The following is a 14536-nucleotide window of genomic DNA, read 5'->3' on the forward strand; positions in this document are numbered from 1 at the left end:
CGACCGATCCCTGCGACCGGGTCAATCTACGGGGTGGGGCGCCTGGCCCGCCCGCCGGTTTCAGACCGTGGACGAGGAGGGCTCCGACACGCGCTCCGGCCCGGGGCCGCCGGCCGGGCCCGCCCCGGTGCCGGGGATCAGGATCCGGCGCGACAGCAGGAAGGTGAAGGGGATGGCGACGACGGCCGCGACGAGCGGTGCGATGCGGGTGTCCATTCCGGCCCAGCTGACCAGGGCGTAGAGGCCGGCGGACTGGATCACGTAGTTCGTGACGTTCGTCAGCGGGAAGAGGAGGAACTTCTTCCAGGTGGGCCGGGTGCGGTAGGTGAAGTAGGTGTTCATGAAGAACGACCCGATCATCGACAGCACGAAGGCCAGGGTGTACGCGGCGAAGTAGGGCATCCACGGGTGCAGCAACAGGTAGATGCCGAAGAAGGTGCCGGTGTTGACCCCGCCCACCAGGGCGAACCGGAAGATCTGGCCGAGCTGGTCGCGTCGGCTAGGCCGGCTCATCAGCGGCTGCGCTCCGTGATCACGGCCTCGGAGATCCCGGGCATCCGCTCGGCGCCGTGGGCCTCCTTGACCAGGAAGTGCGGGCGGCGCTTGCTCTCGTAGTAGATGCGGCCGATGTACTCGCCGATCAGGCCCAGCATGATCATCTGCATGCCGCCGATGCCCGCGATCATCGCGACGATGGTGACGTAGCCGGGCGAATCGATGCCGTTGGTGATCGCCATGACGGTGATCCACAGCGCGTACAGGCCGGTCAGCGCGACCAGTGACACGCCGAGCCAGATACCGAGGCGCAGCGGCTTGTTGTTGAAGGAGATCAGCCCGTCCATGCCGTAGTTCAGCAGGGACCCGAACTTCCACTTGGTCTCGCCCGCCTCGCGCTGGGCGTTCTGGTAGTCGAAGTGGACGGTGTCGAAGCCGATCCAGGAGAACAGGCCCTTGGAGAAGCGGTTGTACTCGGGGAGGGCGAGCAGGGCGTCGACGGCCGGGCGCGACAGCATGCGGAAGTCGCCGACGCCGTCGGTGAGCTCCACGTCGACCCAGCGGTTGACCCCGCGGTAGTAGAGGCGGCTGAGGGCGGAGCGGAGCTTCTTGTCGCCCTCGCGGGTGCGCCGGGCGATGATCTGGTCGTGGCCCTGCCGGTAGTGCTCCAGCATGGTGGCGATCAGCTCCGGCGGGTGCTGGAGGTCCGCGTCCATGATCACCACGGCGTCGCCGGTGGCCTCGCGGAGCCCGGCGAGCATGCCGGCCTCCTTGCCGAAGTTCCGGCTGAAGGAGACGTAGCGCGTCTGCTCCCCGTACTCGGCGGCGATCTTGCGGAGCTTGCCGAGGGTCCCGTCCCGGCTGCCGTCGTCTACGTAACAGACCTCGTACTCGACGGGCAGGGTGTCCAGCACCCGGCGGATCTCCGCGTCGAACCGGTCGATGACGGCTTCTTCGTTGTAACAGGGGACAACTACCGACAGCTTGGTCATGAGCACTTCCTGCAGCGTCCTAACGGGTGATTGTCGGCGACCGGGCCCGCCACTCACCTCTTCCTTAGAAGTATGCACGCCGGCGGCCGGCCTGCCCGAGTCGCGTGTGGCACACGGTAGCTTTGACTGAATAAGCGGAATGGAACGAAAGGATCGAGGTGCACGTGCCTGACGTCTCCGTGGTCGTCATCGTCTACAACGACGCAGAGCGTCTGCCGACAGCAGTCCAGTCGGTTTTGGACCAGACCCTGCACGGGGTCGAGGTCGTGATCGTGGACGACTGCAGCGAGGACCGTTCCTACGCGGTCGCCCGGGAGCTGGAAGCGGCGAACCCGGGCAGGGTGCGAGCCTTCCAGCTGCCCGAGAACAGCGGCGGCTGCGGCGCCCCGCGCAACCACGGCATCCAGCAGGCCACCGGCACCTACGTCATGTTCCTGGACAGCGACGACGTCCTGGAGCGCAACGCCTGCCGGAACATGCTGGTGGCCGCCGAGCGGACCGGCTCCGACCTGGTCTCGGGCATGTGCGTGCGCGTGCACCTCGACAACCGGTGGGGCAAGACCACCGAGTGGTACCCGTGGATCTACTCCCGTACCCGGACCCTGGAGTCGATCACCGAGTACCCGGACCTGCTGGTCTACGACACCCTCTCCACGAACAAGTGCTACCGGCGCGCCTTCCTGCTGGAGCAGGGCCTGGAGTTCCCGGTCGGCATCCACTACGAGGACCTGCTGTTCTCGGCCCAGGCGTACGTCGCCGCCCGCCGCATCACGCTGATCCCCAACCACGTGTACTTCTGGAACGTGGTCGAGAAGGCCCAGTCGAAGTCGATCAGCAACCGGCGCCACGAGATCGCGAACTTCGTCCACCGGATGGAGATCCACCGGCGCGTCGACGAGCTGCTGGCCGCCAAGGGCCACACCGCGATCAAGACCGCGAAGGACGCCAAGTTCCTCAAGCACGACCTGGTGCTGCACCTGCGCGACCTGCCGCTGCTGGGCGACGACTACCGCCGGGAGTTCGCCCGGCTGGCCAACGGCTACCTGGCCGGCATCGACCCGGCCGCGTACGACAACGTCACCCACCTCCAGGCCATCTGCGCCTACCTCCTCGGCAGGGAGGACTGGGACAACCTCCTCATGGCCGCCGACTCGATGACCAACAAGGGCCGGCTGTCCTCCCCGCTCGCCGAGCGCGACGGGCGCGTCTACTGGTGCGGCGACCACCTCGACGACGCCGAGGCCCGCCGGATACTGGACGTCACCGCCCAGGGCTTCCACACCGCACCGCTGTCCTCCCTGGTCCTGGGCAACCGCCTGACCTCGTACGAGGACGACGGGCGCGGCACGGTCACGCTGTCCGGCGCCGTCGTGAACCCGCTGGGCCGCATCCAGGAGGACACCGAGCTCAAGGCCTCCCTGGAATTCCGGGCCCGCCGGCAGATCGGGGTGCGCTCCTTCAGCTTCCCGGTGACCACCGTGCGCCACGCAGGTCACACGATCGAGTGGACCGCCACGGCCGACATCGCGGGCACCGTGCGCCCCCTCGGCATCATCGACGCCGTCTGGGACGTCCGCCTCAAGCTGACGGCCGGCGCCGACCGGCTCACCACCCGGGTCTCGGTCGGCGGCGTCGACCTGGAATCCGCGGCCCGCCTGCGGGTGCGCCCGCGCCTGACCCGGCTCGTCTCCGACCGCTTCGAGCCCGAGGTGACGAAGAAGGGCAACCTCTCCTACGTCCTCACCGCCGAGGGCGCCGCGGCCGTGCGCACGCAGACACTGCTCAGCAGCGCCATGCACGGCAAGGCGGCCGGCGTGGTCAAGCGCGGCCTGCGCCGGGCCCTGAAGGCCCGCCGCAACCTCGGCTCGGGCGAGCAGAAGGTGAAGGTCTACCACGAGGTCTTCTCGAAGCTGCCGGTGAAGAAGGGCACGGTCGTCTTCGAGAGCCACATGGGCAAGCAGTACAGCGACAGCCCGAAGGCGATCTACGAGGAGCTCGTCCGCCAGGGCGCGCCCTTCGAGGCGATCTGGTCCTACGCGGGCGCCAGGCCCACCGGCTTCCCCGAGGAGGCCACCCTGGTCAAGCGCTGGAGCTGGCCCTACCTGCGCGCGCTGGCCCAGGCCGAGTACTGGGTGGACAACCAGGGCTTCCCGCTGGCGCTGGCCAAGCGCCCGGGGACCACGTACATCCAGACCTGGCACGGCTCCGCGCTCAAGCGGATGGGCTTCCACGAGCCCCACACCAAGGCACAGGGCCGGGCCGGACAGGACCGCTTCCAGGCGGCCGTCAACCGCTTCGACCACTTCCTGGTCCGCTCCGAGCACGACGTGCGCACCCTCGCCAAGGGCTTCCGGCTGCGCGACGAGGTGCTGCTGCGCACCGGCTACCCGCGCAACGACGCCCTCGTCGAGGCCCACCGCGCCGAGGCGGACAGCGGGGAGCGCGTGCGCGGTCCGCTCGCAGCCGAGCTGGGCATCGACCCGGACAAGCGGGTGCTGCTGTACGCGCCCACCTTCCGGGCGAGCGCGGACGGCACGGTGGAGGGCTTCGCGTTCCCCTTCGACGTCGAGGAGTTCGCGGACCGGCTCGGTGACCGCTTCACGCTGCTGGTGCGCACGCACTACCTCAACAGCGTCTCGCTGCCGCCGTCGGTGGCGGGCCGGGTGATCGACGTGTCCCGGCACCACGACATCACCCCGCTGCTGGCGCTCGCCGACGGGCTGATCACCGACTACTCGTCCGTGATGTTCGACTACGCGGTGCTCGACCGGCCGATGCTGTTCTTCGCGTACGACTACGAGAAGTACGCCACCGACATCCGCGGCACGTACTTCGACCTGAAGGAGAAGGCGCCGGGGCCCGTCGTGGCCACGGCCGACGAGCTGATGCAGGCCGTCTCCGCCTTCGACGAGGCCGACGCCAAGTACGCGGAGGCCCGCCAGCGCTTCCTCAGCGAATTCGGCGAGTACGACCGCGGGGACGCCGCCCGCCAGATCGTCGAGAAGTTCTTCACCAGGAGCGGCAAGTGAGCCAGCAGCCCCACGAGTCCACAGCGCCGGGCGGCCGCGACATCTTCCTCGTCTCCAACAGCGTGGACGAGCTCGGCGGCGTGACCACCTGGTCGCACCAGATGGCCCGGCTCTTCACCGACCGCGGCCACCGGGTGCACGTCATCGGCATCGCACCCGTGGCCGAGGAGATCCGCCAGCAGCTGCCGCCCGGTCTCCCGTACGAGACGACCACCCTGTACGAGGCCCACCCGCCCAGGGCCCGCCGGCTGCGCGGCCTCAAGGGCCGGCTCAACGCCCCCGAGCGGCGCCGGCAGGCGGCCCGCCAGGCGGGCATGCGGGCCAAGGCGGAGACGCTGAGCGGCCTGTTCCGGGCCGCCCGGCCCGGCGCCGTCGTGATCGTCACCCAGGTCTGGGCGATGGAGTGGGTGGCCCTCGCCGACACCAAGGGGCTGTCGGTCATCGGGATGAGCCACGAGTCCTTCGAGGCCAGCCACAAGTCCACCCGGGGCGCGCGGGTCCGCCGCTTCTACGCGCAGGCCGACCGGCTGCTGGTGCTCACCCCGGAGGACGCGGACCTGTGGATCCGGGCCGGCATGGAGAACGTCGACAGCATGCCGAACCCGCTGCCGTTCATGCCGGACTCCCCCGCCCCGCGCACCGCGAAGGTCGTCGCGAGCGTCGGCCGCCTCGCCTTCGAGAAGGGCATGGACCTGCTCCTCGACGCGTGGGCGGACGCCGCCCCGCGCCACCCGGACTGGACCCTGCGGATCTACGGCGCGGGCGCCGAGGAGGCGGCCCTGCGGGCGCACTGCGCCTCGCTCGGCGTGGAGGACTCCGTGGAGTGGATGGGCAGCACCGCCGACGTACTGGGCGCGCTGCGCGAGGCGTCCGTCTTCGCTCAGGCCTCCCGCGCCGAGGGCTTCCCGATCACCCTGCTGGAGGCGATGGCGGCGGGCCTGCCCGTGGCGGCCTTCGACTGCGCGCCGGGCGTGCGCGAGATCGTGCGGCACGGTGAGGACGGGCTGCTGGCCCGCCTCGGCAACACGATGGAGCTGGCCGGGCACCTGGACACCCTGATGTCGGACCGCGACACGCGCGAGGCCCTCGGCGACGCGGCCTTCCGCCACGTGCGGCGGTACTCCGCGGGGGAGATCACCGACCGGTGGGAAGAGCTGTTCGCCCTCCTCGAACGCTGACCCCGCCCGCTCGTACGTAAGCGGCCGCCCGCCCCGGGACCAGGTTCCGGGGCGGGCGGCCGCTTACGTGGCGCGACCCCGGGCGTCAGACCGTGTGGACGTCCTTGTGCGGGTCGCGCTGGCCGGCCCTGCGGTTGGCCTCCCAGCCCGCCCACGCCGAGGTGATCATCTCGCGGACGTCGTGCCGAGCCTTCCAGCCCAGCTCGGCGGCGATCCGGTCGGCCGAGGCCACGACCTTCGCCGGGTCACCGGGACGGCGCGGGGTGACGACCGGCGCGTAGGTGTGGCCCGTGCCCTCGTTCAGCAGCTCGACCATCTCCTTGACGGAGACGCCCTCGCCCCGCCCGATGTTGACGGTGAGGTCCTTGTGGTCCCCCGCCGCACCCCACTCGGCGAGCCGGCGGGCGGCCACCACATGGGCGTCCGCCAGGTCCTCGACGTGGATGTAGTCGCGGATGCAGGTGCCGTCCGGGGTCGGGTAGTCGTCACCGAAGATGCGGGCGCCCTCGCCGGCGTCGTACCGCTCGAAGACCATCGGGACCAGGTTGAAGACCCCGGTGTCCGCGAGCTCCGGGGTGGCCGCGCCCGCCACGTTGAAATAGCGCAGGCACGCGGTGGAGATGCCGTGCGCCTGGCCGGCCGCGCGCACCAGCCACTCGCCGGCGAGCTTCGTCTCGCCGTACGGGCTCAGCGGCTTGCAGGGGGTCTCCTCGGTGACGGAGTCCACGTCGGGCATGCCGTACACCGAGGCGGAGGAGGAGAAGAGGAAGTTGCGGATGCCGGCCGCCGCCACGGCCTCCAGCAGCACCGTGAGACCCTGCACGTTCTCGCGGTAGTAGTACAGCGGCTTCTCGACGGACTCCCCGACCTGCTTCTTGCCCGCCAGGTGTACCACGCCGGTGATCTTGTGCTCGGCGATGGCCTCGTCCAGGGCGAGGCGGTCCAGCACCGAGGCCGTCACCAGCGGGACGCCCTCCGGTACGCGGTCCTCCCTGCCGGTGGAGAGGTCGTCGAAGACCACGACCTTCTCACCCGCGAGCAGCATCGCGCGGACGACGTGCGCGCCGATGTAGCCGGCACCACCGGTGATCAGAAATGTCATGCGTGTCTCCCGAGCTCTAGCGTGACCGGCGCGTGCGGGCGCGGTCGAGGCGGTTGCGTACGAAGGTCAGCGCGCCCCCGGCACCGGGCGCGAGGCGCACGGCCAGCGCTCCGGCGGCCGTGCGGTAGGGCTGCGCCAGCAGAACACCGTACCGGCTGCTGGGCAGGGCCCTGCGGCGGAGCAGACCGCCCGAGGGGCGCAGGGAGGTGACCAGGGAGCTCCCGTCGGCGCAGTCCACGCCCACCCGGACGTCCCAGGCCTGCATCCCGCGCAGCCCACGGCGGCGCCCCTCGGCGGCCAGCGCGGCGAGCCGGAACGGCACCTCGGCGGTCCACCCGTCCCCGTCCGCGGCGGCCCGCAGCTCCACCGGCCGCACCAGCACCGGATCGCCGCCCGCCCGGGGCGGGAAGCTCAGCCGAACGGTCCGCGGACCGGCCCCGGCGAGCCGCCCGTACAGGTCGCGCACCCGGATCCGGACGGCCCCCGCCCCGGCGGGGGCGGCGTCGACGGTGACGGGCAGCGCGTCCACCGGTACGGCGTCGAGACCGTCCAGCGGCACCGGCAGCCGCTCGCTCCACACGGGCAGCCCGGCGGCGTCACGCGCGTACGGGGGCAGCAGCCGGGCCGGCTCGGCGGCGAACCGGGTCAGCCGCTCCACGTCGTCCGGCGGGGCCTCGGCCGCCGCCAGCACCCGCGCGATCCAGCGGGCGCGAGCGGGGGCGGCATCGATGTCGGCCGGGTCGAATCCCGCCAGGTACGCGCGGGTCAGGGTCCACCAGGCGGCCCGGTACTCCGGGTCGGAGCCGAGCTCCCGCAGGTACATCCGCAGGTCGTAGTCCAGGAACTTCACCTGGCAGGCGCGGCCCAGTTCCGGCGAGGCGGCGGCGAGGGTGCGCGAGGCGGTGCGGTGCGCCTCCACCCGGGAGCGCCAGTTCCCGACGTCCGCGCGGTCCAGGGAGATCGACACCCGGGCGGCGCTGCGGCGCACGTGCCACACGTAGACGAGGTCGCCGACGACCGCGATCCGGGGCGCGGCGGCCAGGACGCGGGAGGTGAAGACGAAGTCCTCGTACACGAACCGGCCGTCGGGGAAGCGGATCCCGTGCTTCTCCAGGAAGGCGCGGTCGTACAGCTTGTTGACGCAGAGCGTGTCCCGCACCAGCTCGGGCCGGTCGGCGGGCCGCTCGATGACCTCGCCCGGCGTGTACAGGCCGGGCATCCAGGGCACCTCGCGGCCCTCCGGCAGCTCCCGCCGCACGCACGAGCCGACCGTGACGGGGGCGCGGTGCTCCTCGGCCGCCCGCAGCAGCGCCCGGGCGGCGCCCGGCGGCAGGACGTCGTCGCTGTCCAGGAAGAGCACGTAGGGGGAGGTGGCGGCGGCGATCCCGTCGTTGCGGGGGGTGCCGCAGCCGCCGCTGTTCTGCGTGCGGTGCAGCACCCTCAAGCGCGGATGGGCCGCCGCCAGGTCGTCCAGCACGCGCGCGGTCCCGTCCGAGGAGGCGTCGTCGACCGCGATGACCTCGGCGACCACCGGGCCCTGGGCGAGGGCCGAGCAAACGGCCTCGCCCACGAGCCCGGCGTCGTTGTACGCGATCACCACCACCGAGACCGAGGGGCCCGCGGCGGTGTCACTGCTGGAATGGCTGCTCACCCGTTGGATCCTAGGCGAACGGCGTAAAGCCCCGTTCAAGTAGGCCGCACGCCGGGGAAGGACGGCGTCAGAAGGGACGGAACTCGTCGTACTCCTGCTGCGCCGCGTCGCCGCGCTTGGCTTCCTTCTCCTTGCGGCGCGTCGTGGCCGGACGCGGGGCCTCCAGGCGGTGGTCCTCACCTCGGCGGCCCAGCATCTCGGCGCCGGCCATCATGGTCGGCTCCCAGTCGAAGACGACCGCGTTCTCCTCGGAGCCGATCGCGACGCCGTCGCCCGCCTTGGCACCGGCCTTCCGCAGCGCTTCCTCCACACCGAGGCGGTTGAGCCGGTCGGCGAGGTAGCCGACGGCCTCGTCGTTGTTGAAGTCGGTCTGGCGCACCCAGCGCTCCGGCTTCTCGCCGCGCACGCGGTACACGTCCTCCACCTCGTCGTAGGTGACGGTGAAGCCCGCGTCGTCCACGGCCTTCGGGCGGATGACGATGCGGGTCGCCTCCTGCTTGGGCTTGCGGGCGCGCGCCTTGGCCACGACCTCGGCGAGGAAGTAGGAGAGCTCCTTCAGACCCGTACGGGCGACGGCGGACACCTCGAAGACCTTGTAGCCGCGGGCCTCCAGGTCCGGACGGACCATCTCGGCGAGCTCCTGGCCGTCCGGGATGTCGACCTTGTTCAGGACGACGAGGCGCGGACGCTTCTCCAGGCCGCCGCCGTAGAGCTTGAGCTCCTCCTCGATGAGGTCGAGGTCGCCCACCGGGTCGCGGTCGGACTCGAGGGTGGCGGTGTCCAGCACGTGCACGAGGACCGAGCAGCGCTCGACGTGGCGCAGGAACTCCAGGCCGAGGCCCTTGCCCTGGCTGGCGCCGGGGATCAGACCCGGGACGTCGGCGATGGTGTAGACGGTCGAGCCGGCCGTGACCACGCCGAGGTTCGGGACGAGGGTGGTGAAGGGGTAGTCCGCGATCTTCGGCTTGGCGGCGGAGAGCACCGAGATCAGCGAGGACTTGCCGGCGCTCGGGAAGCCGACCAGCGCCACGTCGGCGACGGTCTTCAGCTCCAGGACGATGTCGTCCGTGGTGCCGGGGACGCCGAGGAGCGCGAAGCCGGGGGCCTTGCGGCGGGCGGAGGAGAGCGCGGCGTTGCCGAGACCGCCGCGGCCGCCCTCGGCGGCGACGTAGGTGGTGCCCTGGCCGACGAGGTCGGCGAGGACGTTGCCCTGCTTGTCGAGGACGACGGTGCCGTCCGGCACGGGCAGGATCAGGTCCTGGCCGTCCTTGCCGGAGCGGTTGCCGCCCTCGCCGGGCTTGCCGTTGGTGGCCTTGCGGTGGGGGCTGTGGTGGTAGTCCAGCAGGGTGGTGATCGCCTGCTCCACCACCAGGATGACGTCGCCGCCACGGCCGCCGTTTCCGCCGTCGGGGCCGCCGAGCGGCTTGAACTTCTCCCGGTGAACGGAGGCGCAGCCGTGGCCCCCGTTACCCGCGGCGACGTGCAGCTCGACGCGGTCCACGAAGGTGGTCATGGGTGTTCCTCCAGATACATACGGGAATGTCCCGGGCAGGCCTTGCTGCCCATTAAACGTGTCTCTATGACAACGCGCCGAGGGCGGATCCCTCTTCCCGGCATGCGCCGGGAAGAGACGAGATCCGCCCTCGGGCTGTTACGAACGCGTGTGATTCAGCGGGAAGGCTGGATCAGGCGGCCGGAACGATGTTGACGACCTTGCGACCACGGTGCGTGCCGAACTGAACGGCACCCGCCTGCAGCGCGAACAGCGTGTCGTCGCCACCGCGACCGACACCGGCACCCGGGTGGAAGTGGGTGCCGCGCTGGCGGACGAGGATCTCACCAGCGGAAACGACCTGACCGCCGAAGCGCTTCACGCCGAGCCGCTGAGCATTGGAATCGCGACCGTTCCGAGTGGACGATGCGCCCTTCTTGTGTGCCATGTCTCAGTCCCTCTTACTTCGCAGCCGTGGGGATACCGGTGACCTTGATCGCCGTGTACTGCTGACGGTGACCCTGGCGACGGCGGTAGCCGGTCTTGTTTTTGTAGCGCAGGATGTCGATCTTGGCGCCCTTGGTGTGGTCCACGACCTCGGCCGTGACCTTGATCCCGGCCAGCACCCACGGGTCGCTGGTCACGGCGTCGCCGTCGACAACGAGCAGGGTCGAGAGCTCGACCGTGTCGCCAGCCTTGGCAGTGGAAATCTTGTCAACCTCAACGATGTCGCCGACAGCAACCTTGTGCTGGCGACCACCGCTGCGCACGATGGCGTACACGCGGATCTCTCTCTCACTCGGGACGGATGCTCCTGAAGCCAGCCGCTCACACGGGCCGCGGCCCGCGATGATCCGGAATTGGACGAGCGGCCTCTCCCGTGACCCGGCCGCTTGCGCGGTCGTGCGGGAGGAAGGTGCTCAGGAGCGCGACGCACGCTGAACGGGTAATCGTTCAAGACACGCCGACGGTCTAGGTTACGGGGCTGGTTCCGGAGGGTCAAACCGGGCCCCGTGGCACCGCGGCCCCCGCCCGGGGGCGGGGGCCGCGGTCACGGAACGGATCAGGCCTCGGTCGGAGCCGAGACGGACGGAGCGCTCTGCTCCGCCGCCGCGGTCTTCTTCGTGGCCCGCTTCGCCGTGGTCTTCTTGGCCGTCGCCTTCTTCGCGACGGTCTTCTTGGCGGCCGCCGCCTTCTTGGCCGGGGCCTTCTTCGCCGTGGTGGCCGCCTTCTTGGCCGGAGCCTTGCGGGCGGCCTTCTTGGCGGGAGCCGGCGCCTCGGCCTCGGCCTCGGCGGCCTCAGGCTCGGCGGCCTCGGCCGGAGCCTGCTCCGGGGCGGCCGGGGCGGGCTCGGCGGCCGGGGCCTCGACGACCACGATGGCGGCCTCCACCGCACCGGCGGGCGCCGTGGCCCTGCGTACGGCACGGCGGCGCGGACGGGCCGGGGCGGCCTCCACGACGGGCTCGGCCGGGGTCTCGGCGACCACGGGCTCGGGCTCGGCGACCGGCTCCGGCTCGGCGACGCGCTCGGCGACGGCCTCCACGGCCGGCTCCGGCTCGGCCACCGCCACGGGCTCCGGCGCCACGACGGGCTCCGGCTCCGGCGCGGTCGCCTTACGGGTCGCCCGGCGACGGGTACGGCCCTTCGGCGCGGCCTCCTCCACGGGGGCGGCCGGAGCCACCGGGGCGGCCTCGACCGTCTCCGCGGCCTCGACGGCCTCGGCGACGACCTCCGCTGCCGGCTCCAGCACCGTGTCGGCGGGCTCGGTGACCGGCTCCGCCTCCACCACCGGGGTCACCGGCGCGGGGGCCTGGGCGGCGAACCGCTCCGCACCGCGCGGGGCGCCCGCCGGAGCGGTCGCCTTACGGGTGGCGCGGCGACGGTTGCGGCGGCCGCTGACGCCCGCCGCGGCCTCGGCCTCGGCGGCGCTGCTGTACAGCTCCTCGTCCGGCACGAACGCCGGCTCCGGCAGGGCACGCGGCGCGGCGAGCTCGGCGGCCACCTCGGCCTCGGTCTCGGCCTCCTCGAGCAGCTCGGCGTCGACGGTCTCGACCGTCTCCAGCTCGTGCTCGTGCTCGTGGCCACGGCCACCGCGGCGCTTGGCGCGCTTGCCGTTGCCGCCGCCGCCCACCGCGGCCGGGGTCTCCATGTGGACGATCACACCGCGGCCGTTGCAGTGGACGCAGGTCTCGGAGAAGGACTCCAGCAGACCCTGGCCCACCCGCTTGCGGGTCATCTGGACCAGGCCCAGCGAGGTGACCTCGGCCACCTGGTGCTTCGTGCGGTCACGGCCCAGGCACTCCAGCATGCGCCGCAGCACCAGGTCGCGGTTCGACTCCAGGACCATGTCGATGAAGTCGATGACGACGATGCCGCCCAGGTCGCGCAGCCGCAGCTGGCGCACGATCTCCTCGGCCGCCTCCAGGTTGTTCCTGGTGACGGTCTCCTCGAGGTTGCCGCCCTGACCGGTGAACTTGCCGGTGTTGACGTCGATGACGATCATCGCCTCGGTCTTGTCGATCACGAGGGAGCCGCCCGAGGGCAGCCACACCTTGCGGTCGAGCGCCTTGGCGAGCTGCTCGTCGATCCGGTACGTCGCGAAGACGTCGACCTCGGAGGTCCAGCGGGACAGCCGGTCGGCCAGGTCCGGGGCCACGTGGGACACGTAGCCGTGGATGGTCTGCCACGCCTGGTCACCGCTGATGATGACCTTGGAGAAGTCCTCGTTGAAGATGTCGCGCACGACGCGGACCGTCATGTCCGGCTCGCCGTAGAGCAGGCTCGGCGACGAGGTCGTGATCTGCTTCGACTTCTTCTGGATCTCCTCCCACTGCCCCTGCAGACGCTCGACGTCACGGCGCAGCTCGTCCTCGCTCGCGCCCTCGGCGGCGGTGCGCACGATGACGCCCGCGTCCTCGGGGACGATCTTCTTGAGGATGGTCTTCAGACGCGCCCGCTCGGTGTCGGGCAGCTTGCGGCTGATACCGGTCATCGAGCCCTCGGGCACGTAGACCAGGTAACGGCCGGGCAGCGAGACCTGGCTGGTCAGGCGGGCGCCCTTGTGGCCGATCGGGTCCTTGGTGACCTGGACCAGGACCGACTGTCCGGACTTCAGGGCGGACTCGATGCGGCGCGGCCCGTTGGCCATGCCGAGCGCCTCGAAGTTGACCTCACCGGCGTACAGGACGGCGTTGCGGCCCTTGCCGATGTCGATGAAGGCGGCCTCCATCGACGGCAGCACGTTCTGGACCTTGCCCAGGTAGACGTTGCCGACGTACGAGGTGGCCTCTTCCTTGTTGACGTAGTGCTCGACGAGCACGTTGTCCTCGAGGACGCCGATCTGGGTGCGCTCGCCCGCCTGGCGGACGACCATCACGCGCTCGACGGCCTCGCGGCGGGCCAGGAACTCGGCCTCGGTGATGATCGGCACCCGGCGGCGGCCCTGCTCGCGGCCCTCGCGGCGGCGCTGCTTCTTCGCCTCCAGACGCGTCGAGCCCTTGATGGACTGGACCTCGTCCGCGCCGGTGCCCAGCTCGGCCTTCTCGCGCGCCGGACGCGGCTCGCGGACCTTGACGACGGTACGGACACCGTCCTCCTCGCCCGCCTCGACCTCTACGGCACCGTCACCGCTGCGGCGGCGACGACGGCGACGCCGACGGCTGGAGGCGGAACCGAGGGCCTCGTCGGCCTCCTCTTCCTCTTCCTCCTGCTCGGCTTCCCGCGGCTCGGCGTCCTGCGCGGGGGCCTCGGCCTCGCCCTCCTCGTACGCGGACTCGTCCAGCTCGGCGCTCTCACCGCGACGGCGGCGACGGCCACCGCGACGACGGCGGCGCGAGGGGCGCTCGCCCGACTCGTCGAAGTCCTCCTCGGCGGACCCGTCGAACTCGGCGGCCTCGGCCTCCGGCTCCTCCTCGGCGAGCTCCTGCTCGGCCGGGGCGACGGGCTCGGCGGCACCGCGACGGCGGCGGCGACGGCCGGCCGGCTGCGCGGCGGGGGCCTGGACCTCGGCGGCGGCCTCGGCCTCTTCCTCCTCGTCCTCCTCCACCGAAGCGGCGGCGGCAGCGGCCGCGGCGGCCATGGCGGCGGTCTCCGGCGTCTGGAACATCGGCTCGGCGAAGACCGGCGCCTGGAAGACGGCCACGGCGGGACGCGCGGCGCGGCGGCGGCCGGCCGGGGCGGCCTCCGGCTCGGCGGCGGCCTCGGGCTGCGCGGCGGGGGCCGCGGCCGCGGCGGCGGCCGGGGCGGCGGAACGGGTGGCGCGGCGGCGGCCGCGCTTGGGGGCGTCCACGGCGTCGGCGACGGTGACGGCACGGGTGGCGGCCCGGGGGGCCTCCTCCGCGGCGGGGGCCTGGACCTCTTCCGCTTCCTCCTCCGCTTCCTCGACGGCCGGGGCGGCCTCGGCGGCGGCCGGGGCGGCGACGGCGCGGGTGGCGCGGCGACGGGCACGCGGCGCGGGGGCGGCCGGAGCCTCCTCCTCCACCGCCGGAGCCGGGGCGGACTCCACGACGACCTCGGCCGGCTCGGCGGCCGCGGGGGCGGCGACGGCACGGGTGGCACGGCGGCGGGTGCGCGGGGCCGGAGCGGCCGGAGCCTCCTC

10 protein-coding genes are annotated in these 14536 nt (G+C 72.0%); 2 read left to right on the forward strand and 8 right to left on the reverse strand.

What is annotated here, in order from left to right; translation table 11 throughout:
- Positions 1-60: 60 nt before the first annotated feature.
- Both ACZ4WZ_RS07180 and ACZ4WZ_RS07185 read right to left on the reverse strand, forming a co-directional pair.
- Entirely contained in the window at positions 61-513 is a 453-nt protein-coding gene (locus tag ACZ4WZ_RS07180) for a GtrA family protein (RefSeq protein ID WP_388938950.1), read from the reverse strand.
- On the reverse strand, positions 513-1487 hold the full coding sequence (locus tag ACZ4WZ_RS07185) for a glycosyltransferase family 2 protein (protein ID WP_388938948.1): 975 nt from the start codon (positions 1485-1487) through the stop codon (positions 513-515). Before ACZ4WZ_RS07185 ends, ACZ4WZ_RS07180 begins: the two co-directional genes overlap by 1 nt.
- A 158-nt stretch (positions 1488-1645) precedes the next feature.
- Between ACZ4WZ_RS07185 and ACZ4WZ_RS07190 the strand changes: the two genes are divergently transcribed.
- Together ACZ4WZ_RS07190 and ACZ4WZ_RS07195 are read left to right on the forward strand one after the other, a co-directional pair.
- The gene (locus ACZ4WZ_RS07190) at positions 1646-4516 is read left to right on the forward strand and encodes a bifunctional glycosyltransferase/CDP-glycerol:glycerophosphate glycerophosphotransferase (RefSeq protein WP_467886201.1); all 2871 of its coding nucleotides are present in this window, start codon (positions 1646-1648) and stop codon (positions 4514-4516) included.
- Positions 4513-5694, forward strand: coding sequence for a glycosyltransferase (locus ACZ4WZ_RS07195; protein WP_467886204.1), 1182 nt, complete (start codon positions 4513-4515; stop codon positions 5692-5694). The genes ACZ4WZ_RS07190 and ACZ4WZ_RS07195 overlap by 4 nt, the downstream gene beginning before the upstream one ends.
- Before the next feature lie 85 nt (positions 5695-5779).
- Here ACZ4WZ_RS07195 and galE read toward each other — a convergent pair whose 3' ends face one another.
- The 6 genes from galE to ACZ4WZ_RS07225 all read right to left on the reverse strand — a co-directional run.
- The gene (galE, locus tag ACZ4WZ_RS07200; protein ID WP_467886207.1) at positions 5780-6796 is read right to left on the reverse strand and encodes a UDP-glucose 4-epimerase GalE; all 1017 of its coding nucleotides are present in this window, start codon (positions 6794-6796) and stop codon (positions 5780-5782) included.
- A 16-nt stretch (positions 6797-6812) separates the two neighbouring features.
- Positions 6813-8447, reverse strand: a complete 1635-nt coding sequence (locus ACZ4WZ_RS07205) for a glycosyltransferase family 2 protein (RefSeq protein ID WP_467886210.1) — start codon at positions 8445-8447, stop codon at positions 6813-6815.
- A gap of 67 nt (positions 8448-8514) precedes the next feature.
- Entirely contained in the window at positions 8515-9960 is a 1446-nt protein-coding gene (gene obgE / locus ACZ4WZ_RS07210; protein WP_467886213.1) for a GTPase ObgE, read from the reverse strand.
- Between the two features lie 172 nt (positions 9961-10132).
- On the reverse strand, positions 10133-10387 hold the full coding sequence (gene rpmA / locus ACZ4WZ_RS07215; protein ID WP_008738950.1) for a 50S ribosomal protein L27: 255 nt from the start codon (positions 10385-10387) through the stop codon (positions 10133-10135).
- A 13-nt stretch (positions 10388-10400) separates the two neighbouring features.
- Entirely contained in the window at positions 10401-10721 is a 321-nt protein-coding gene (rplU, locus tag ACZ4WZ_RS07220) for a 50S ribosomal protein L21 (protein ID WP_007264039.1), read from the reverse strand.
- A gap of 281 nt (positions 10722-11002) precedes the next feature.
- Positions 11003-14536 (reverse strand): Rne/Rng family ribonuclease (locus ACZ4WZ_RS07225; protein ID WP_467886217.1); only part of this gene is annotated, 3534 nt, incomplete at its 5' end.

This window comes from Streptomyces sp. NPDC029122 (genome assembly GCF_055569445.1).

Bases quoted from the DNA above. Each gene is read 5' to 3' on its own strand.
- obgE (WP_467886213.1), bottom strand. From the start codon at position 9,960: ATGACCACCTTCGTGGACCGCGTCGAGCTGCACGTCGCCGCGGGTAAC.
- galE (WP_467886207.1), bottom strand. From the start codon at position 6,796: ATGACATTTCTGATCACCGGTGGTGCCGGCTACATCGGCGCGCACGTC.
- ACZ4WZ_RS07185 (WP_388938948.1), bottom strand. From the start codon at position 1,487: ATGACCAAGCTGTCGGTAGTTGTCCCCTGTTACAACGAAGAAGCCGTC.
- ACZ4WZ_RS07180 (WP_388938950.1), bottom strand. From the start codon at position 513: ATGAGCCGGCCTAGCCGACGCGACCAGCTCGGCCAGATCTTCCGGTTC.
- rpmA (WP_008738950.1), bottom strand. From the start codon at position 10,387: ATGGCACACAAGAAGGGCGCATCGTCCACTCGGAACGGTCGCGATTCC.